This window comes from Streptomyces sp. NPDC058864, from assembly GCF_042742985.1.
Taxonomy (GTDB): domain Bacteria; phylum Actinomycetota; class Actinomycetes; order Streptomycetales; family Streptomycetaceae; genus Actinacidiphila.
On record NZ_JBHYMQ010000075.1, the window covers coordinates 13,697 to 32,741 of the forward strand.

18 protein-coding genes are annotated in these 19,045 nt (G+C 74.1%); 8 read left to right on the forward strand and 10 right to left on the reverse strand.

What is annotated here, in order from left to right:
• Positions 1–95: 95 nt before the first annotated feature.
• The 5 genes from ACFW3D_RS35500 to ACFW3D_RS35520 form a co-directional block, all read right to left on the reverse strand.
• Positions 96–1,100: an NAD(P)H-dependent flavin oxidoreductase gene (locus ACFW3D_RS35500; RefSeq protein ID WP_500511585.1), complete on the reverse strand. Its 1,005-nt coding sequence runs from the start codon at positions 1,098–1,100 to the stop codon at positions 96–98.
• A gap of 95 nt (positions 1,101–1,195) precedes the next feature.
• On the reverse strand, positions 1,196–2,020 hold the full coding sequence (locus ACFW3D_RS35505; protein WP_500511587.1) for an alpha/beta fold hydrolase: 825 nt from the start codon (positions 2,018–2,020) through the stop codon (positions 1,196–1,198).
• 25 nt (positions 2,021–2,045) lie between these two features.
• Positions 2,046–3,098 (reverse strand): cation diffusion facilitator family transporter, encoded by a 1,053-nt coding sequence (locus ACFW3D_RS35510; RefSeq protein WP_500511589.1) that lies wholly within the window; start codon positions 3,096–3,098, stop codon positions 2,046–2,048.
• 154 nt (positions 3,099–3,252) lie between these two features.
• Positions 3,253–3,840, reverse strand: coding sequence for a TetR/AcrR family transcriptional regulator (locus ACFW3D_RS35515; RefSeq protein ID WP_500511591.1), 588 nt, complete (start codon positions 3,838–3,840; stop codon positions 3,253–3,255).
• 153 nt (positions 3,841–3,993) lie between these two features.
• Entirely contained in the window at positions 3,994–4,560 is a 567-nt protein-coding gene (locus tag ACFW3D_RS35520) for a helix-turn-helix domain-containing protein (RefSeq protein ID WP_500511593.1), read from the reverse strand.
• Positions 4,561–4,736: 176 nt separating this feature from the next.
• On the opposite strand from ACFW3D_RS35520, the gene ACFW3D_RS35525 reads away from it, so the two are divergent.
• Positions 4,737–5,699 carry a TIGR03619 family F420-dependent LLM class oxidoreductase gene (locus ACFW3D_RS35525; RefSeq protein WP_500511595.1) on the forward strand — a complete coding sequence of 321 codons (963 nt, stop codon included), beginning with the start codon at positions 4,737–4,739 and terminating at the stop codon, positions 5,697–5,699.
• A gap of 55 nt (positions 5,700–5,754) precedes the next feature.
• Here ACFW3D_RS35525 and ACFW3D_RS35530 read toward each other — a convergent pair whose 3' ends face one another.
• Positions 5,755–8,814, reverse strand: coding sequence for a helix-turn-helix transcriptional regulator (locus ACFW3D_RS35530; protein ID WP_500511597.1), 3,060 nt, complete (start codon positions 8,812–8,814; stop codon positions 5,755–5,757).
• Positions 8,815–9,275: 461 nt separating this feature from the next.
• Between ACFW3D_RS35530 and ACFW3D_RS35535 the strand changes: the two genes are divergently transcribed.
• Positions 9,276–9,935 (forward strand): hemerythrin domain-containing protein, encoded by a 660-nt coding sequence (locus ACFW3D_RS35535; protein ID WP_500511599.1) that lies wholly within the window; start codon positions 9,276–9,278, stop codon positions 9,933–9,935.
• Positions 9,936–10,034: 99 nt separating this feature from the next.
• Here ACFW3D_RS35535 and ACFW3D_RS35540 read toward each other — a convergent pair whose 3' ends face one another.
• Positions 10,035–11,234, reverse strand: a complete 1,200-nt coding sequence (locus ACFW3D_RS35540) for an MFS transporter (RefSeq protein WP_500511601.1) — start codon at positions 11,232–11,234, stop codon at positions 10,035–10,037.
• A 230-nt stretch (positions 11,235–11,464) separates the two neighbouring features.
• Between ACFW3D_RS35540 and ACFW3D_RS35545 the strand changes: the two genes are divergently transcribed.
• A complete protein-coding gene (locus tag ACFW3D_RS35545; RefSeq protein WP_500511603.1) occupies positions 11,465–12,424 on the forward strand; it encodes a helix-turn-helix domain-containing protein in 960 nt (319 codons plus the stop codon).
• 18 nt (positions 12,425–12,442) lie between these two features.
• Here the strand turns inward: ACFW3D_RS35545 and ACFW3D_RS35550 are convergent, their stop codons facing one another.
• A complete protein-coding gene (locus ACFW3D_RS35550; protein ID WP_500511605.1) occupies positions 12,443–13,087 on the reverse strand; it encodes a ribonuclease FAU-1 family protein in 645 nt (214 codons plus the stop codon).
• 152 nt (positions 13,088–13,239) lie between these two features.
• Here ACFW3D_RS35550 and ACFW3D_RS35555 point away from each other — a divergent pair, with 152 nt between their 5' ends.
• Both ACFW3D_RS35555 and ACFW3D_RS35560 read left to right on the forward strand, forming a co-directional pair.
• Positions 13,240–14,166, forward strand: coding sequence for an SDR family oxidoreductase (locus ACFW3D_RS35555; RefSeq protein WP_500511607.1), 927 nt, complete (start codon positions 13,240–13,242; stop codon positions 14,164–14,166).
• Positions 14,167–14,233: 67 nt separating this feature from the next.
• A complete protein-coding gene (locus ACFW3D_RS35560) occupies positions 14,234–14,770 on the forward strand; it encodes a tetratricopeptide repeat protein (protein ID WP_500511609.1) in 537 nt (178 codons plus the stop codon).
• Positions 14,771–14,794: 24 nt separating this feature from the next.
• Here ACFW3D_RS35560 and ACFW3D_RS35565 read toward each other — a convergent pair whose 3' ends face one another.
• The gene (locus ACFW3D_RS35565; protein WP_500511611.1) at positions 14,795–15,544 is read right to left on the reverse strand and encodes a hypothetical protein; all 750 of its coding nucleotides are present in this window, start codon (positions 15,542–15,544) and stop codon (positions 14,795–14,797) included.
• Between the two features lie 253 nt (positions 15,545–15,797).
• Positions 15,798–16,877: a cation diffusion facilitator family transporter gene (locus ACFW3D_RS35570; protein WP_500511613.1), complete on the reverse strand. Its 1,080-nt coding sequence runs from the start codon at positions 16,875–16,877 to the stop codon at positions 15,798–15,800.
• A gap of 62 nt (positions 16,878–16,939) precedes the next feature.
• Here ACFW3D_RS35570 and ACFW3D_RS35575 point away from each other — a divergent pair, with 62 nt between their 5' ends.
• The 3 genes from ACFW3D_RS35575 to ACFW3D_RS35585 all read left to right on the forward strand — a co-directional run bounded on the left by ACFW3D_RS35575 (position 16,940) and on the right by ACFW3D_RS35585 (position 18,921).
• Complete coding sequence (locus ACFW3D_RS35575; protein WP_500511615.1) at positions 16,940–17,299, forward strand: ArsR/SmtB family transcription factor; 360 nt, start codon at positions 16,940–16,942, stop codon at positions 17,297–17,299.
• Positions 17,300–17,337: 38 nt separating this feature from the next.
• Positions 17,338–17,712: a hypothetical protein gene (locus ACFW3D_RS35580; protein ID WP_500511617.1), complete on the forward strand. Its 375-nt coding sequence runs from the start codon at positions 17,338–17,340 to the stop codon at positions 17,710–17,712.
• Positions 17,713–17,820: 108 nt separating this feature from the next.
• A complete protein-coding gene (locus ACFW3D_RS35585; RefSeq protein WP_500511619.1) occupies positions 17,821–18,921 on the forward strand; it encodes a PLP-dependent cysteine synthase family protein in 1,101 nt (366 codons plus the stop codon).
• Positions 18,922–19,045: the final 124 nt, after the last annotated feature.

The window sequence follows — 19,045 nt, forward strand, 5'->3', positions numbered from 1 at the left end:
CCGGCCCGAGGAACTGTTCCACCGAACGGCCCCTTCTCAGGGCCCCGACAGCGAAGGACTCCGCCAAGTAGCGCACACCCACAGGGTACGGGGCCTCACGCGGGCTCCTTGCCGATGCCGCCGGAGGCCTTGCACAGCAGGCGGGCGGCGCCGTCGGCGAGTTCCCGGACGACGTCGAGGGCGGACTCGACGCGGGTCACCGTGCCGACCGCCTCGCCCGCGTAGAGGGCCATCGCGTCCAGGTGTCCGGTCGTGGTCCGCAGGGGGCAGACCGGGCTGGACGCGGGGATGGGCACGGGCACGCCGCCCAGCACCGCCTCGCCCGCGATGTCGGAGTCCAGGTTGCGGGCGCGTTCGGCACAGCCGGTCAGGACGCGGTGCGGTGCGTCCGGCCATCCGGCCGAGAACTGCGTCGTCAGTTCGGTGTCGCCGGCGCCCGCCCTGATCAGGGCCTCCTTGTACTCCGGGTGCGCGTCGGACTCGTGCGTGGCCACGAACCGCGTGCCGATGCGGGCCGCGTGCGCCCCGGCGGCCAGCACCGCGGCGACCGACCGCGCGGTGCCGATGCCGCCCGCCGCGACGACGGGGACGTCCACCGCGTCGAGCACGTCGTCGAGGAGCGGCAGCAGGGGCCGCACCCCGCGCACGTGACCGCCCGCCTCCCTGCCCTGGACGACGACGAAGTCGCACCCCGCGTCGGCCGCGGCGCGCGCCTCCTCGACCGAGCCCACCTGCCACGCGGCCAGCGCCCCGCCGCGTTTGGCCCGCGTGACCAGGCGCGGGACGGGATCCGCGTAGAAGAACTCGACGACCGGCATCAGCTCCGCGGCGACGTCGACGCACGCCTCGTCATCGAGCAGCGGAAGGATGAAGTTGACCCCCACCGGGCGGGACGTGCGCCGCCGTACCGCGTCGAGCAGTTCGGTGAGCACGGGAGCGGGCACCATCGGGTAGCCGACCATGCCGAGGGCCCCCGCGGCGGACACCGCGTCGGCGAGGTCGAGCCCGCTCACCCAGCCCATGCCGGCCAGCTGGATCGGCACGTCGCAGCCGACGAGATCGGTGAACCGGGTGCGCAGGGGGATGGGTACGGTCGCCATGTTCTGATGCAAGCGTCCGCCCTCGCGGTGCCGCCACTGCGACGCGTCGCGCGGGCGGAGCGTCACCCTGACGGCCGACGGCGCCAGCGGGGACGTCAGGCGGCTTCGACGGGGTGTCGCCGTACGAAGTCGAGGACGGTCCACGCGACGAGGGCGGGATCCTCCAGGGGCATCGCGTGGCTGACGCCCGGCAGCGTCACCTGCTCGGCGCGGGCCAGACGCCCGGCCAGCGCGCGGTTCCGTGCCCGGTAGGGACTCCCCAGGCGCTCCCCTTCGCCGCCCGCCACCAGGAGCGCGGGCTGGCGCACGGCCTCGAGTCCGGCGGCGTCCGCGTCCCATGCGGCGAAGGCCGCTCGCTCGTGATCGAAGAAGTACCGGCCGCTGAGGACCGACCTGCGGAAGCCGTCCGAGCCGAGCGCGCGGGTCATGACGTCCAGGTAGCCGGGGGCACACACCCTCCCCGGGAAGTGGCCGTAGGCCCGCGCCAGGTCGCCCTCCTCCGCGGCGGCGACGGCCCGTCGCATGGCGTCGCTCTCCGGCTCGTCGGGGGCGTACGGCAAGGCCGGTTCCAGCAGCACCATCGACCGCACGAGCTGCGGGTGCGCGGCGGCCAGTTGCAGGGCGAGGGTGCCCCCGGTGGAGTGGCCCACCACGTGGGCCGGCCCGGTCCCCCGCGCGTCGAGGACTTCCGCGAGGTGCCGGGTGTGGTCGGCGACGCTCAGTTCGCCGCTCAGGTCCCGGCTCCGTCCGTACCCGGCGCGGTGGGTCCGCACGACCCGGAAGCCGGGCAGCAGCCCGGCGAGCGGCGCGAACCAGTCGGCGCCGAAGGAGGCGTGGACGAGCAGCACCGGCTCGCCGTCCCCCTCGTCCCAGAAGGCGATGTCCGCGTCTGGTGTCAGGAGATGGTGTTCCGCCGGCATGAGCATCGCCTCGGTGTGGGCTGCCTTATGTATTGGTTTGTGCAACTTCACGAGAGGTGGACGTGTTCCCGGCGGGGCCGTTTCCGCGGTGGACGGGGCCATGGGCGTCGTCGCAGTGCGCTGTCGTGGTGCCGTCCCGGCGTTCGCCGACGGTGAGGAGCTCGGCGGGTGCGTGGTCGACCTGCAGGGTGGTGTGCGTGAGGCCGTAGTCGGCGTCGAGCAGGCCCTCCAGGTCGTGGCGAACGGCGTGGCAGTCGCCGCCCTGCCGGACCAGGACGTGCGCGGACAGCGCGGGCTGTCCGGAGGTGATGGTCCAGATGTGCAGGTCGTGGACCTCGGTGACGGCTTCGTGCGCGGCCAGCTTGTCGCCGACCTCGTCCGGGTCGAGGCCGGAGGGCGCGGCTTCCAGGAAGATGCGGCCGGACTCCCGGACCAGTCCGTAGCCCGCCTTGACCATGAGCCCGACGACGACGAGCGTCGCGATGGCGTCGATGCGGGCGAAGCCGGTGAGCAGGACGACGAGGCCCGCCACGGCCGTGCCGATGAAGGCGTACAGGTCGTTCAGGACGTGCTGGAAGGCCCCTTCGACATTGAGGGAGGTGCGGTTGGCCCGTGACAGGCACCAGGCCGCGGCGATGTTGACGGCGATACCGGCCAGCGCGGTGACCAGGACCAGGCCGCCCTCCACGTCCGGGGGTGAGACGAGCCGCCGCACGGCCTCGTAGGCCAGCCACGCGGCCAGCAGCAGGAGGGTGATGCCGTTCGCCTGGGCGGAGAGGATCTCGGCGCGCTTGAGGCCGTAGGTGAAGCCGCCCCGCGCCGGACGGGCCGCCAGGCGCATGGCGACCAGGGCCAGCACGATGGACGCGGCGTCGGTGAGCATGTGCGCGGCGTCGGAGAGCAGCGCCAGCGACCGCGCGACCAGGCCGATGACGACCTCGATGGTCATGAACCCGGCGATCAGGCCCAGCGCGATGCCGAGCCAGCGGCGGTCGGCGTCCTGGGACACGCCGTGCGAGTGGCCGTCGTGGCCGCCGGCGCCGTGCTGATGGCCGTGGTCGTGGCTGTATGCGCTCATGACGGACGTCATCCCCTTTTCCCGGTGCCGGAACCGAAGGGAAACACACCGGTGCGCCGGTCCGCAAAGGCTGCACCGGTGACCGTTGTCAACACCAATAGCACGCCGTTGACCTGCGGGAACACAATCCGGGCGCACGCGCGCGCGGGACCCGTCACGCCGATGGCGCCGTGAGGGCGAGCGCACGGGCCAGGCCCAGCAGGTCCGTGCGCAGCCTGGGCGCCCCGAGTTCGGGGAGGAGGGCGCCGACGTGTTCCGCGGACAGGACGGCGAGGAGGTTGTGGGCGGTGGCCTGCGGGTCGGGGGCGGTGCCGAGCAGGGACGTCAGGTGGCCGTGCCAGAAGCGGTAGGCGGCGGTGCGGTATCGCGCGCCCGGGTGCGCGGTCTCGGAGGCGCGCAGGAGGTCCAGGTGCCGGGCCACGTGGTCGCGGTAGGCGCCGACGAACGCCGCGAGACGGTCCGCGGCCGGCGCCCCGGGGCCCAGCGGGGGCGGTCCGCCGAGTGCCGCTTCGCGCAGTTCGCGTTCGCGGGCGGCCAGGAGTGCGGCGGCCAGTCCGGACCGGTCGCCGAAGCGCCGGTAGACCGTGCCCTTGCCGACGCCCGCCGCGGCGGCGACCCGGTCCATGGAGACGCCGTCCGCGCCGTGTTCGGCGAAGAGGAGTGCGGCGGCCTTGAGTATCGCGGCGCGGTTGCGCGCGGCGTCGACCCGCTCCCTGCGGGGCGGGTCGTGGTCGTGCCTCACGTGGGGACTCCTGGCCGAAGCATGTCGTGCTGGTGATGTGGCCGGGCCCGCCGTGGTCATCGGAGGCGCCCGGGAAGCACGATGGTGGCAGCGCCGCGTCGTCCGGGGCATCGGGAGGATTCCCGAATCCCATGGCCCCCCGCCGGCCCGGGGTCACGGCCTTCCGACGCGGGCGAGGATGATCGCGTAGCGGCACTCGGCATCGCTGGTGTTGGCGAAGACGTGCGCGACGGGTTCGTCGATCTCGATCGAGTCGCCCGCGTCGAGCTCGTGGACCGCATCGCCTTCGTGGAAGGTCAGCCGGCCTTCGAGCACCCAGACGGCCACCCGTTGGAAGGCCAGGGACGCCGCCGGATACGGCACACGCGCCCCTGGCGGCAGGTGGACCTCGGCGATGTCCGCGGGGAAACGCGGCCCGGTGATCTGGCGCCGGCGGTATCCCGTGGCGGGATCGTGCCACTCCGTGGCGTCGGCCACCCGGTGCACCCCGGTCTCCTCGGCCGGGGTGAGCAGGGCGGAGAGGGGGACCTGGAAGGCGGCGGCCAGCTTGCCGAGCACGACGGCGGTGGGGCTGCTCTCGGCGCGCTCGATCCGGTTGATCATCGCGCGGGACACACCGGAGGCGTCCGCGACCTGCGCCAGGGTCCATCGGCGCCGTTCCCGTTCACTGCGGATGCGGGCCGCGATCTGCATGACCAGAGGATCTACTATGTTGGACACATCTTCTAATATATAAGAAAGGAGGCCCGCACGGCACGCCGCGTACCTCGGCGAACCCGCGAACCCGCGAACGCCGTCCGCGGCATCCGCACCGTCGTGCGCCGACGCGGGTTCCACGGCCCCGGGACTGCCGGTCCCTGACCGCCCGTTCGTGAATCGCACCTGTTGGAGGACCCATGGAAATCGGTCTCGCGCTGCCCACCGCCGGGCCGCAGACCTCGCCGGAGACCATCGTCAAGGTCGCCGAGGAGGCCGAACGGCTCGGCTACTCCGCCCTGTGGACGTTCGAACGCCTGCTCCGCCCGCTCGAGAAGGTCGTGCTGTGGACGGGGGGTGAACCCGCGATGCTGCCGGAGTTCTACGGCTCGACGTACGAACCGCTGGAGACGCTGAGCCACATCGCCGCCGTGACCGAGCGGATCAAGCTGGGCACCGCGATCCTGGTGGCTCCGCTGCACGTGCCCGTGATGCTGGCCCGCCGGCTCGCCACCCTGGACCGGTTCAGCGGCGGCCGGGTCATCGCCGGCCTGGGACAGGGGTGGCAGCACAACGAGTTCGAGACGGCGAACGTGCCGACCAGCCGCAGGGGCGCCCGCACGGAGGAATTCATCACGGCGATGCGGGCCGCGTGGGGCCCCGACCCGGTCCGGCACGAGGGCGAGTTCTACCGGATCGCACCGTCGCAGGTGAATCCCAAGCCGGTCCAGGCCCGCGTTCCGGTGCTGCTGGCCGCGAACGGGCCGGCCGCCGTCAGGCGAGCCGCCCGGATCGCGGACGGCCTCATTCCCATCACCACCTCGGCGCGGGAACTGCGCGGCATCGTCTCCGCGTTCCACGAGGCCGCCCGGGAGGCGGGCCGCGACCCCGCGGACCTCATGGTGGTCAACCAGGTGCCCTGGCCGACCCCGGTCACCCGTGAGCCGCTCGGGGAGGGCCGGCCCTTCCTCGGCGGATCACCCCGGCAGATCGCCGAGGACCTGGTGGCCGCCCGTGAGACCGGTGCGACCCAGGTGTACCTCGCCGCCGGCCAGGGCCTCGGGCTCGACGTGGGTCTGCAGGCCGCCGACGTGGACCGATGGCTCGGGCTGCTCGGTGAGGTGATCGAGGAGGCCGACCGCCTCGGCGTCCTCGAGCCGTGAGGACCGGCGTCCGGCGGGCGGCCGTGCCGTCTCCGCGGTTGCGGTCCGGCCCGGGTCAAGGCCGCCCGTCAGCACCCCCGGGGGAGCGCGGGAGCCCGTGACGGTGCGCCATCGCCGCGGCCTCGGTGCGGCTGGAGGCACCGAGCTTGGCCAGGATGTTGGATACGTGGGTGCTCGTCGTCTTCTGCGAGATGTAGAGCTCCTCGGAGATCCGGCGGTTGCTGTGGCCCTTCGCGACCAGCCCCAGCACCTCCGACTCGCGCGGGGTGAGCCCGAAGGGCGCCGGTTCGTCGGCCGTGGCGCTCGCGGGCGGCTCATGATCCTCCGCCGGGTCCGTGCCGGCCCGGCGCAGCAGCGCTTCGACGTCTGCGAGGAGCAGGCCCGCCCCGAGGTCGCCGGCGATCCGCCGGGCCCGGCCCAGCCGGTCGAGCGCCGCGGCTCGGCGCTGGTGGCCGGCGAGGAGGGCGCGGCCCTCGCCGAGGAGTGCCGCGGCCGACTCGTAGGGACGGTCCAGGGCCGCGAAGGCGGCCACGGCACGGGACCACAGGGCCGGGTCGTCGTCCCCCTCGGCACGCCCCAACTCCGCCTGCAGCAGCCGCTCGTACCCCGCCCAGACGGGGAAGACGACGTCGAGCCGGCCGGCTGCGCGGCGTATCGCGGCGAGGACGTCGGGCGAGGGCCCGTCCAGGGAGTCGCAACGGCGGGCCTCGGCCTCGACCGCCGCCGCGGTGCGCAGCAGCGGCAGCGACCAGCGGACGGGTCCGGTGGTCAGGCCCGCCGCGTCGGCCCGCAGGAACTCGGCCCGGGCGTCCGCCAGACGGCCCTGACCCGCCGCGATCCCCATCGTGCAGTGGCTGAGTGCGACGAGGAGCTGGGCCCGGAGCCGCTCGGTGCCGCGCAGTTCGTCGGCGAGCGCCAACTGCCGGGCGGCGCCGTCGGCGTCCCCGCGGTGGAGCAGGTGGTACGCGCGGCGGGCCGCGAAGGTCCAGCGCGGCAGGTGCGAGCGGGCGACCGCGGCGGCCTCGTCGAGGGCCGCGTCGGACTCCGCCCAGCGGCCCAGGGAGAAGAGGCTGATCGACCGGTTGGAGTGCACCCACGCCTCGTGGTCGGCCAGGCCGAGCGAGCGGCAGAGCGCGATGCCGTGGTCGGCGGCCGCGACGGCCTCCTCGGAACGGCCCATGCCCTCCAGGATCGACGGCAGGTTCTGGTTGGCCCGCCCGGCGATGCCGAGCTCGCCCAGTTCCTCCGCCCGCCGTCTGACCTCGTACAGCTCGCCGATGCCGGCGCCGTCGCCGTCCGTCTCGGATTCCAGCAGGCACCTGGTGATCCGGGCGTGCAGTTCCAGTGCCTCGGCGCCCACGGCGGCCGCGTACCGGACGGCCTCGTCGGTGGCGGCCCGGTTGTCCGGACCGGGGCGGTGGACGGCGCTCCAGTTGGCGATGTGGACCAGGACGTCGGCGTGGACCGGCGAAGGGGTCAGGCCCTCGACGAGTTTCCGCGCGGTCTCGAGGTCCTGCCATCCGTCGCCGCGGTTCAGTCCCTGGATCAGCCGCGAACGCTGGGTCCGGAACCACGCGGCGCGCAGCCGGTGCGGCTCGTCCTCCGGCGGCGGGCCGGCCAGCGCGGTGTCGGTCAGGCGCAGGGCCTTGTCGAGGCTGCCGTTGTGGTGCGCGGCGACGACTGCGGTCGCGAGCAGGTCCAGGCGCGCGGGCCCGGTCGTGTCGTCCGCGTTGCCGGGGCCGCCGCGCGGGTACGTCTGCGGGCAGCGCGGGGCGGGCAGCGCCGCGCGGGCCTCGTCCGGGACCCGGTCCCACAGCTGGAGCGCGCGCTCCAGGTGCCACAGCTGCTCGGTGTAGGCGTAGCAGTGACGTGCCTCCTCGGCGGCCGTGACGCTCATGCGCAGGGCCTTCACGGAGTCGTGCGCCGCGTGCCAGTGCCGGGCCAGGCGGCAGGACAGCTCCACGGCGGGCACGAGTGTGGGCTCGGCCTCCAGGGCGTGCGCGTACCGGCGGTTGATCAGCGCGCGCTCGCCCGGCAGCAGGGTCTCGCTGACGGTCTCGCGCACGAGCGAGTGCCGGAACCGGTAGTCGGAGCCGCCCGGTTCGGGGACGAGGACCTGGGCGAGGACGGCGGCGCGCAGTCCCTCGATCAGCTCGTCCTCGGGCAGGCCCGCCACCTCCCGCAGCAGCGTGTACCCGGTCACCGATCCGCCCTCGGCGGCCGTGCGGAGGATGCGCTGGCTGGTCTCCGGCAGCGACTCCAGGCGGGTCAGCAGCACGTCGCGGAGGTCGTGGAGGTCGTGGAGCCCCGGGCCCGGGCGGTCCCGGCCGCCTGCGGCGAGTTCCTCGACGAAGAAGGCGTTGCCGTCGGAGCGGGCGAAGACGTCGTCGAGGACGGCCGGGTCCGGTGGCGTCCCGAGGATTCCGGTCAGCTGTCCGCCGACCTCCCCGCGGGTGAACCGGGGGAGCGCGACACGGCGTACGGACCTGAGCCTGCCCAGCTCCGCGAGCAGCGGGCGCAGCGGGTGCCGGCGGTCGATGTCGTCGGACCGGTAGGTCCCGAGGAGCAGCAGCCTGCCGCGCCGCCGGGTGCGGAACAGGTAGCTCAGCAGCTTGCGGGTGGAGGCGTCCGCCCAGTGCAGGTCCTCGATGACGAGCACGACCAGGCGGTCGGCGGCGAGGCGTTCCAGGACGCGGGTGGTCAGCTCGAAGAGCCGGGTCACGTCGTCGTCCCGCTGGTCGGCGGGCGGCTCGCCGCCGGGGTCGGGCAGGATCCGGGCGAGCAGGTCCTCGTGGCCCGCGCTCGCCGCCCGCACCTCGTCGGGCAGTCGCTGCCACAGGACGCGCAGGGCCTCGGAGAACGGCGCGAACGGCAGGCCGTCGCCGCCGAGCTCGACGCAGCCGCCGACCGCCGCGACGGCCGCCCTCGTCTCCAGGGACCGCAGCAGTTCCCCGACCAGCCGTGTCTTGCCGACCCCGGCCTCGCCCCGGACGAGTACGGCCTGCGGTTCACCGCCGTCCGCCGTCTCGGCGGCCCGCAGCAGCTCGGCGAGCTCGGCCCGCCGGCCCACGAAGACGGGGCTGACGCGCTGGCGTGCCGAGGTGGGGGCGCTCATCTGGGGAGACCTGTGGGGACCTGTGGGTGGTGACCACCGGGTGCCGGGGGCGGCGTCCCGGTCGTGGTCGTGCGGACAATTCTCGCCGAAGGGTAACAAGCCGTGGTTCCTGCCCGTCCGGGAGAGCTGGGCGACCCCCGTGGCGAGCCCCCCCGACTGGCTCGGCCACGGGGCGCTGCGTTCGCGGGCGGGGGTCCCCGCGAAGCGGCGGCTCCGACGGAACGGCCGGGGCGGAGCGCCTCCGATGCTGGCGGAGCGGGGCCGTCCGCGCATCGGGAGAACTCTTGATCGTCCGCCGGCTCCGGCCGGGCGGTGGCGCGGGCCGGACTCCGCGGCAGGATACGGATTTCTCCCGATGCCCTCGAAGCCCCGCCGCTGGGAGCATGCGAAGAGCTCTTGCGCGATCTTCATCTCCCATTACAATCGAGGCTTCAGCAGTGGTACGGACAGTCAGCGAGCCCATGGCCGATGTGCGCGACATGTACATGGCGCACACGATGATGCGCCGGGAGTTCCGCCTTCTCCCGCAACTCGTCCGGGAGGTGGAAGCGGGCGACGTCGGGCGCGCCGGGGTCGTGGCGGACCACGCCGACAAGCTGTGCCTCGTCCTGCACCTCCATCACGAGGGCGAGGACGAGGTGCTGTGGCCGCGTCTCCTGGAGCGGAGCGGTGCGCGGACCGCCGCCATCGTCCCGACGATGGAGGAGCAGCACCACGGCATCGACGCCGCGCTCACCGAGGTCACCGGCCTCCTCGCGGGGTGGCGCACCACCGCACGGGACGGCGAGACCCTCGCCGCGGCCCTCGAGGTGCTGCTCGACCGGCTCCTGGAGCACATGGCCCTGGAGGAGAAGGAGATCCTTCCGCTGGCCGAGGAGTACATCACCGCGGCCGAGTGGGCCGGGCTCGGCGAGCACGGCATGGCCAACAGCCCGAAGAAGGACCTGCCGCTGGCCTTCGGCATGGTGATGTACGAGGGCGACCCCGCGGTGATCAAGGCGGTCCTCTCGCACGCCCCGCTGGTGCCCCGGCTGATCATGCCGCTCCTGGCCCCGCGCCTGTACGCCTCGCACGCCAAGCGCGTGTACGGGACGCCGACCCCGCCCCGCGTCGGGGCCTGACCCGGTCGCCGTCCGTCGGGGCGTACGCGGTACGCCCCGCTGGGCCCGCCTTCGGCGCGGGCCCAGCGGGGTGCCCGGCCACGGCTGCCCCGGTCCGCCTCAGGCGCCCGCGGGGAAGGCGTGCTTCCTGCCGCCGGTCACGGCCGCCGCGGCGGCGACCAGCAGGGCCAGCGAGGCCCAGGTGATGGACGCCGTCCCCAGGTCCGCGACCAGGAGGCCGCCGGCGAGGCCGCCCAGGGCGATGGACGAGGAGAAGACCGTGATGGTGATCGACTGAGCGACGTCGGCGGCCGCCCCCGTCGCGTTGATGGCGGCGCCGATGAACAGGCTGGGGGAACTGCCGAAGGCGAAGCCCCAGGCCGCGACGGCGACGTAGACCAGCGCGGGCACACCGGAGGACACGGCGAGCACGAGCACGGCCAGCGCCAACAGGGCGGTGCTGCCCACGACGAGCCTGCGCAGGTGCCGGTCGATGTGGGTGCCGACGATCAGGACGCTCAGGATCGACGTGACGCCGAAGTCGAACAGCACCCAGCCCGTCCGCGCGCCCATGCCCAGGTACCCGAGCAGATCGGTGACGTAGGTGTACAGGATGTTGTGGGCGACCATGTACGTCGCGAGCGCGAACAGGATGGTGCGCAGCCCCGGTACGCGCAGGACCTGCGGGACGGTGAAGCGCTCGTCCGCCGACCGGCCCGGCAGGTTCGGCAGCGTCGCCAGGATCCACACCATGGTCAGCGCGGTCAGTACGGCGGAGGCGTGGAAGGCGAGCTGCCAACCGCCGAGCCCGCCCAGCCAGGTGCCCAGCGGGACGCCCAGCGCCAGCGACACCGGGGTTCCGGCCAGGGTGATGGCGATGGCCCGGCCCTGCCGTCCCTCGGGGGCGAGCCGGGCGGCATAGCCACCGAGGAGGGGCCAGACCAGCCCGGTGCCCAGGCCCGCCACGAACCGGATCACGAGGGTGAGCGCGTAGTCGCCGGACAGCGCCGTGAGCGCGTTGGTGACGGCGACGGTGCCGAGCGCGAGCTGCAGCACGTTCTTGCGGGGCCACTTGGCCGTCAACCGGGTCAGGGGGATCGCACCGATCGCGGTGGCGAGGGCGTAGACCGTCACGGTCTGGCCGGTGAGCGACACGCTCGTGCGGAGCGTGCCGCTGATCTCCGGCAGCAGGCCGGCGGGCAGGCATTCGGTGAGGATGCCGACGAACCCGCTGAGGAAGAGGCCGAAGAGGGCCCTCCCGGGAAGGCCGTTCCGTCCGCGTGCTGCGGTGGACGGAGCTGTGGTGGTCGTTTCCGTCATTCTTCCTGGTCCATGTGCTGTGGGTGACCCGCCGACACACGGGCGGACGGGTCCGGACGGCACGCGATCCGCCGCGGCGGATCGCGTGGCCCCGGGCGGTCGTCCCCGGGGGTCCGTCCAGGCTGCTCCGGCCGCACGGTGCTACCCAGAGCCCCGCTCCGCCTACGTCCCGTGTGCCTACCACCGGCAGGGACAGGCTCCGTCCGGGCTGCGGCGCGATACTGGGGCGCATGGCCGTCCGTCCCGAGTTCCGCACCGATCCGGAAGCCGTGCCGGAAGGCGTGCCGGATCCCGGTCCGGGACCCCGCCCCCGGCGCGACCTCGACGCGCGCGCGGAGCTCAACGAGTTCCTGCGCACCCGCAGGGCCCGGCTCAAGCCGGCCGACGTGGGGCTCGCCGAGTACGGCCGGCGCCGGGTACCGGGCCTGAGGCGGGAAGAGCTGGCGCAGCTCGCCGGGGTGTCCGTGGCGTACTACACGCGCCTGGAGCAGGGCAACGTCCACAACGTGTCCGAGGAGGTGCTGGACGCGATCTCCCGGGCGCTCCGGCTCTCCGAGACGGAACACGCCCACCTGCTGCACCTGGCCCGGCCCGGGCGGCGCGGGCGCCGGCCCGCGGCGGCCCGGCGCGGGCCGGTGCGGCCCGCGGTGCGCGAACTGCTGTCGGCGCTGGAGGGCGTGCCCGCGTACGTGTGGGGCCGGCGCAGCGACGTACTGGCATGGAACAGCACGGCGTCCGCGCTCTTCGGCGACTGGGCCGAGCGCGCCCCGGAGGAACGCAACTGGGCCCGGATCACCTTCCTCGACCCCGCGGCACGACGGCTGTTCGCCGACTGGGAGGCCAAGGCCGCCGACGTGGTCGGCCAGTTGAGGATGGACGCCGGTCAGCACGTCGACGATCCGCTGCTCGCGGCACTGATCGGGGAACTGTTTATGAAGAGCGATGACTTCCGGACGCTGTGGGCGGCCCACGACGTCAGGCGGAAGTCGCACGGCACCATGCGGCTGCTGCACCCGCTGGCGGGCGCGCTCAGCCTCCGCTACGAGACCCTCGCGCTCCCCGGCGACCCGGAGCAGTCGCTGTCCACGTACCACGCCGAACCCGGTTCGGCGTCGGAGGAGGCGCTGCGCCTGCTGGCGAGCTGGGGCGCGGACGCCTCCCGGGACCGCTCCGCCGGCCCGCGGGGCTGATCCCACCGGACACGCGCCTCACCCCGCGGCGAGCGGCAGGCGCGGTGCCGGCCAGTCCGGCTCCCACCGCCAGGCCGACCACAAGGCGGCGTCGCCGAAGGGCCCGGAACGCTGCTCCACCATCGCCGGCACCTCTTCGCGTGCGGCCTCGACGGCACGGTGTTCGGCGTCCGTGACGACGCCGAGCCTGCGGGCGTGGGCGTATTCGTCCTCGTCCTTCCACCGCTGGCCGGTCAGATCGGGGGTGACGACCAGGTCCACGAAGAGGTCGAAAGTGTCGAACCCGCCGGTGTTCCGGATCATGGGGCGCTCGAAGTTGACGTACCAGTTCCGCAGACCGGCCTCGTCGTAGAAGGCGTTGACGCTGAACCAGGCGGTCGGCGGCTTCCACATCCGCAGCTCGGTCTCCCGCCACCGCCCCCGCGTGAGCTCCCACCGCCCCGAGCCGAGGGCGTCCATCGCGCTGGCGCGTCCCGGGCCCGCCCCGGCGGCGCGGGCCCGCGCGTACGGTACGGGCAGACGGGTCTCCGCGCCGGGAGCGCAGGCGGTCACCAGGGCCGTGCCGGTGTCGGAGAGGACGCGGAGAGCGTGCTCGCTCCACACGCGGCCGCCGCAGTGCACATCGCGGCGCACCGCCGTCTGCCCGGCCCGCAGGGTGCCCATCGCCGTCTCCCTCGTCCCGTCCGCCGCGGGCCTCCGTTCGAGTGGCCGCCCCGTGGCCGCCGACGCGGCACGCGGCTCCGCGCCGGGATCTCGGCTTCACTCGGTGGTGCCCACGCAGTTTCGTACCCGGATCGAACGGTGTGCCAGTGAGGATGACCGGTACCAGCGCGCGCAGCCGCGGCGCCACGGCCCCGCTGGAAGGGCGCGTGGCCGTCGTCACCGGCGCGGCCCGAGGAGTGGGCGAGGCACTCGCGCGGCAGCTTTCGGAACTCGGCATGCGGGTCGCACTGCTGGGCCGCGAGGAGACGACCCTGAGCGAAGCGGCCTCCTCACTGCCCAACCCGAACATCTTCGTCGAGGCCGACGTCACCGACCGCACCGCGCTCGACACCGCCGCCGACCGGGTGGAGGCCGAACTCGGCCCCGCCAGCGTGGTGGTGGCCAACGCCGGGATCGCCGCCGGCGGACCCTTCGCCCGGACCGACGCCGACCTCTGGCAACGGGTCGTCGACGTCAACCTGATCGGCGCCGCGAACACGGCCAGGGCCTTCCTCCCGCAGTTGACGCGCACCCGCGGCTACTTCCTGCAGATCGCCTCGACCGCCGCCTTCTCGGCCGCCCCGCTGATGAGCGCCTACTGCGCCTCCAAAGCCGGTGCCGAGTCCTTCGCCCAGGCCCTGCGCGGCGAGGTCGAGCCCGACGGCGTCACCGTGGGCATCGCCTACCTCCACTGGACCGGCACCGACATGATCACCGGCCTCGACGACCACCCCGTGCTGAACGCCCTGCGGCGGAACCAGCCACCGTTCGCGCGCCGCGTCCACCCGCCCGCCCAGGTCGCCGACCGGCTCGCCGCCGGTATCGCCCGCCGTGCCCACCACGTCTACGCACCGGCCTGGCTGCGCTGGTGCCAGCCCCTGCGACCGCTGTTCCCCCCGGTGGTCTCCTGGATGGCCCGACGCGAGCTGCACGCACGCTCCGACGCCGAACTCGGCACCGCCACCGGCGTCATGGGGGCCGGCGGCCGCGCCGACTGGGACGCCTTCACGTCGTCCGACTCGCCGCGGAAGCAGGCGTGATTCCGATGTCGCGCGGAGCGGCGAGGTACGTCATCATTCCCCTCCGGCAGACGGAGGACGGGACCACGTGGAGCACCTGATCGCCCTGGACGAGAACGGCCGCATGGTCCCCACCGACCAAGAGACGCCGGCCCGGACGGTCGCCGGACTGCTCGACGGCCCACTCGACCAGCCGGCGCTGCTGCGCCGGGCAGGTGTGGGACTCCTCGTGCTGGGCCGCCGCGAGGAGGCCGTCGACCTGCTGGAGCGGGCCTTGGCGCACGCGGACGACAGGCTCGCCATCGCCGTCCACATCAATCTGGGCGACGCCCACCGTTACTGCGGTGAGCCGGACGCCGCGGAACCCCACTATCAGCGGGCGCTTGACCTCTCCGAAGCCCATGCCCCGGAATTGCTCTCCTTCTGCTTCCAGCACCTGGGCAAACAACGCCTGGACCAGGGAAGGACCGCGGAGGCCCGAGCCCTGCTGGAGATGGCGCTGCGTCAGCGGCGGGCCGAGGGAAATCCCTCCCTCGTCGCCGCCACCGAGACCGCGCTGCGCCTGGTCGACCGGGCCGAAGCCGTGGAGAGCGCGGCCGACGGGAGCGCATCCCGGGCACGGTGAGCGGTCGTGTCGAGTGGCGGCCCATCAGCGGGGAGGACGTCGTCCGGTGAGCCCCTGCCACCGGTCGCGGGCGGCTTCGAGGTCCGCGAGCGCTTCGGCGAGCGCGGGGTCGCGGCGCCGGCGGGCGGTCACCAGGACCAGCTGCCTGCGGGCTTCCCGGGCGCGGCCGGTGTCCGCGTGGGCCGCCTTGAGGGCGTCCTCCGCCTTCTTGACCGACGTGGCGAGCCCGATGAGGAACGTGCTCTCCGTGGCGACCGCGTTCTCTATCCGGACGCCGAAGCCGCGCACGCTGTCCTCGGCGTGCTCACCGGGCGGGTAGGACTGCAGGTGGACCGCGTCCGGCCGCCTGAGGTAGATGTGGTTGCCGACCGCGCTGTGCTCGAACCGGACCTGCAGTCCGTCCAGGGGCAGGACCTTCGTCTTCGGCCCGGATATCACCATCACGTGTTCGTGCAGGGACACTTTGCCGAGCGCCGCGACGAAGGCACCCTTGCCGGGCCGGCGCAGCCGCGCGAGGTGCCGCTCGGCGTCGCCGACGCGCCGCCGGTGCGCGCGGTCGGCCCGGGCCACCCGCGCCCGTGCCCCGGCCAGTTCGCGCCGCGCGCCGCGCCGCAGCGTGCGGACGGTCCGCCGGGCGCGGTCCAAGGCGTCCCTGTCGGCGTCATGACGGCCGGAGAACGCGAATCTCCAGCCGCCGGGGTATCGGTGGAGCCGCCGCCCGACTCCAGCGAGCACGAGGATCACGATGGTCAGGGTCATCCCCACTGTGCCCACGGGCCCACCTCACCCAGTGACAGCCGCCAGGGTGCTCGGGCGCACGGGGCGGAGGAACGAGTCGAAGGTGCCGAATCTGGTGCATATCGGAAGATATGCCCAGTCAAGTCTCGGTGGATGCGCGCGCACTACCGGCATTTCCGGACCTCCTCGACGTGCCCGGCCCGTGGGCTGACGTGGTGTCGGGCGGCGCCATACGCCCCCGAGGGCGCCCTGCGTGGCGGTGCGCCGGGTGGGGGCGGCGGCCCGGGCCTCACGCCGCGTGGTGGGCCAGCGCGGCGTGGGGGTCGGCCATGCCCGGGGCGGGTGCGGGGTCGGCGTGGACCAGGGCGGCGGTCAGGCGGGGCACCGCGTGCAGGAGCGCGTGCTCGGCCGCGACGGCGACATGGTGGGCCTGGCGCACGCTGAGGTCGCCGTCGACGACCACGGCGACCTCGGCGCGCAGCCGGTGCCCGATCCAGCGCAGGCGCAGCTCGGCCACCTCCCGGACCTCCGGCACCGCACGCAGGGCACGCTCCGCCTCGTCGACCAGCGCCGGGTCCACGGCGTCCATGAGGCGCCGGAAGACCTCGCGCGCGGCGTCGCGGAGCACCAGCAGGATGGCCGCGGTGATGGCGAGCCCGACGACCGGGTCCGCCAGGCGCCATCCCATCGCCGCGCCCGCGGCGCCGAGCAGCACGGCCAGTGAGGTGAAGCCGTCGGTGCGGGCGTGGAGGCCGTCGGCGACGAGCGCGGCCGAGCCGATCTTCCGTCCGACCCGGATGCGGTAGCGGGCCACCCATTCGTTGCCGATGAAGCCGATCACCGCCGCGACGGCCACCGCGGGCAGGTAGGCGACGTCCCGCGGGTGCAGGAGCCGGTCCACGGCGGTCCAGGCGGCGAAGCCGGCCGACGCGGTGATCGTGAGGACGATGACGATTCCGGCGAGGTCCTCGGCGCGGCCGTAGCCGTAGGTGAAGCGTCGTGTCGCGGCCCGCCGCCCGAGGACGAAGGCGACGCCGAGCGGCAGCGCGGTGAGGGCGTCGGCCGCGTTGTGCACGGTGTCTCCGAGCAGGGCGACCGAGCCGGACAGGACGACGACCACGGCCTGGGCGGCCGCGGTGACGCCGAGGACGGCGAGCGAGACCCACAGGGCCCGCATGCCTTCGGCGGAGGACTCCAGGGCCCGGTCCACCTTGTCGGCGGACTCGTGTGAGTGCGGGCGCAGGAGGTGTCCCAGCCGGTGCCGCAGGCGTGCCCGGCCTCGGGGGGCGTGACCCTCGCCGTGACCGTGACCGTGACCGTGACCGTGACCGTGACCGTGGTCGTGGCTGTGCGTGTGCCGGCCGTTCATGGGACCGCCTTCCGGGGAGTCGCGGGTGGACACGGGCCGTGTCTTCCCTCCATTATGTGCACATGAACGCACGCATGCACCTATCACCTGCGCATGGTGCGCATCCGCGAGAACCCGGCGCCGAGCACTACGCCCGCGGGGCGGAGATCCTGAGCCTGCTCGCGGACCGCACCCGCCTGGCCGTGCTGCACACGCTGACCGAGGGGGAGGCGGACGTCTCCACGCTGACCGCGCGGGTCGGCGCCGCGCGTCCCGCCGTCAGCCAGCACCTGGCCAAACTTCGGATCGCAGGCCTGGTCTCCCCCCACAAGGAGGGCCGCCGGGTCATCTACGAACTCTCCGACGGCCATCTGCGCAGGCTCGTCGACGAGGTGCTCAACCTCGCGGATCACCATCTGAGCGGCAAACCACCGCACGCCTGAGACCGTTCCGGGACGCTTCATGGCGTAATGTGCGGCCTGTGCGAGGCCGCCACCGCGGAACGTGCCCGACGTTCCTCGTCGCGCTGCTGGCCGCATTCTGCTTCACCGTGGCCGGCTCGCCCGCGCACGTCCACTACGGACTCCCCCCGCACGTCCATCTGACGAACGCGGAGGAGCGGCCCCACCCCGTCGCTCCGCACCACCCCGGCGAGGACTGCTCACCCGGCTCCTCCGAACTGCCGGGGTCGCGCACCGGACCGCGCGAGCACGGAACCGGCCCCGCGCAGACCGGTACCGCCCGAACGGCGCCCGGACAGCTGCCCGCCTCGCGCAACACGCGGGGGAGCGACCCGGCCCCCGACGCCCGCATAGCGACCGCGGAGCCGTCCGTCCTCTGCCTCTGGCGCATCTAGAAGACGCCCGCCCGGACCGGCTGACGGTCCCTCACCCCCCGCCCGTACGCACACGGGTGGCGGGCGAGCCGCGCACGGCACTCTTCCCGATACCAGAAGGCGGACACCATGAACGAGCCCACCACCGGCCGCGACCTCGCCTCCGCGGTCGGCAACACGCCCCTGCTGTGGATCTCCCACCCCCTCACCTCGCCCGGACGCGGCTTCTGGGCGAAACTCGAGGGCGCCAACCCCGGCGGCATCGAGGACCGCTCAGCCGTCCACATGGTCGGCCGCGCCCGCGAGCGCGGCGACCTCCTCCCCGGCGGGACCGTCCTGGCGTCGACCAGCGGCGCCTTCGGCCTCGGACTGGTGCTCGCCGGACGGGTCTTCGGCCACCCCGTCACACTGGTGACCGACCCGGACCTGGAGCCGGACATGAAGCGCCTGCTGCGCGCACGCGGCGCCCGCCTCGACATCGTCCGCGACGCCCACCCCTACCGGGGCTGGCAGGAGGCCTGCCGCAGGCGCGTGGGCGAACTGCTGGCGGCCGAGCCGGGGTCGTGGTGCGCGGATCCGTACGACAACCCCGACAACGCGGACGCCTACGCGCCCCTGGCCGGGGAGCTGATCGAGCAGTTGGGCCGGGTCGACGTCCTGGTCACCAGCGTCGGCACCGGCGGTCACTCGGCGGGCGTCAGCCGGACGCTGCGCGCCGTCAACCCCGACCTGCACGTCATCGGCGTGGACACGCTCGGCTCGATCACCTTCGGCCAGCCCGTCAGGCCCCGCCTCGTACGGGGCATCGGCAGCAGCATCCACTCCCGCAACGTGGCGTACGAGCAGTTCACCGAGGTGCACTGGGTCGCTCCGGCCGAAGCCGTGCACACCTGCCGGGCGCTGGCCCGTTCCCACTACGCGTCGGGAGGCTGGAGCGTCGGCGCCGTAGCCCTCGTCGCCGGATGGGCCGCCCGCACCTACTCCTCCGGGGCACGCATCGTCGCCGTGTTCCCCGACGGCCCGCAGCGCTACCTGTCCACGGTCTACGACGACGACTACTGCCGTGACCGCGGGCTGCTCGGCACCGCCCCGGCCGCGGAACCCGTGGAGATCGCCTCGCCCGGCGACGTCGAGGCCGCCGGCTGGACCCGCTGCCGCACGGTGACGAACCCCGTGGCGTCCCTCATCGCCCCGCCGGCGCATCCCGCGGAGGCACCCGAGGCCGTGTGACACGGCGCAGCCGCAGGGCGGTCGGGGGGGGCGGGGCCGCGGCCCGGGGCACCCGGCCCCCCGGCAACCGCACCGCGGGGGGGGGGGGGGGGGGGGGGGGGGGGGGGGGGGGGGTGGGGGGGGG

Bases quoted from the DNA above. Each gene is read 5' to 3' on its own strand.
- ACFW3D_RS35570 (WP_500511613.1), bottom strand. From the start codon at position 16,877: ATGAACGGCCGGCACACGCACAGCCACGACCACGGTCACGGTCACGGT.
- ACFW3D_RS35545 (WP_500511603.1), top strand. From the start codon at position 11,465: ATGGCCGTCCGTCCCGAGTTCCGCACCGATCCGGAAGCCGTGCCGGAA.
- ACFW3D_RS35530 (WP_500511597.1), bottom strand. From the start codon at position 8,814: ATGAGCGCCCCCACCTCGGCACGCCAGCGCGTCAGCCCCGTCTTCGTG.
- ACFW3D_RS35505 (WP_500511587.1), bottom strand. From the start codon at position 2,020: ATGCCGGCGGAACACCATCTCCTGACACCAGACGCGGACATCGCCTTC.
- ACFW3D_RS35535 (WP_500511599.1), top strand. From the start codon at position 9,276: ATGGCCGATGTGCGCGACATGTACATGGCGCACACGATGATGCGCCGG.
- ACFW3D_RS35585 (WP_500511619.1), top strand. From the start codon at position 17,821: ATGAACGAGCCCACCACCGGCCGCGACCTCGCCTCCGCGGTCGGCAAC.
- ACFW3D_RS35510 (WP_500511589.1), bottom strand. From the start codon at position 3,098: ATGAGCGCATACAGCCACGACCACGGCCATCAGCACGGCGCCGGCGGC.
- ACFW3D_RS35540 (WP_500511601.1), bottom strand. From the start codon at position 11,234: ATGACGGAAACGACCACCACAGCTCCGTCCACCGCAGCACGCGGACGG.
- ACFW3D_RS35500 (WP_500511585.1), bottom strand. From the start codon at position 1,100: ATGGCGACCGTACCCATCCCCCTGCGCACCCGGTTCACCGATCTCGTC.
- ACFW3D_RS35525 (WP_500511595.1), top strand. From the start codon at position 4,737: ATGGAAATCGGTCTCGCGCTGCCCACCGCCGGGCCGCAGACCTCGCCG.
- ACFW3D_RS35550 (WP_500511605.1), bottom strand. From the start codon at position 13,087: ATGGGCACCCTGCGGGCCGGGCAGACGGCGGTGCGCCGCGATGTGCAC.
- ACFW3D_RS35555 (WP_500511607.1), top strand. From the start codon at position 13,240: ATGACCGGTACCAGCGCGCGCAGCCGCGGCGCCACGGCCCCGCTGGAA.
- ACFW3D_RS35575 (WP_500511615.1), top strand. From the start codon at position 16,940: ATGAACGCACGCATGCACCTATCACCTGCGCATGGTGCGCATCCGCGA.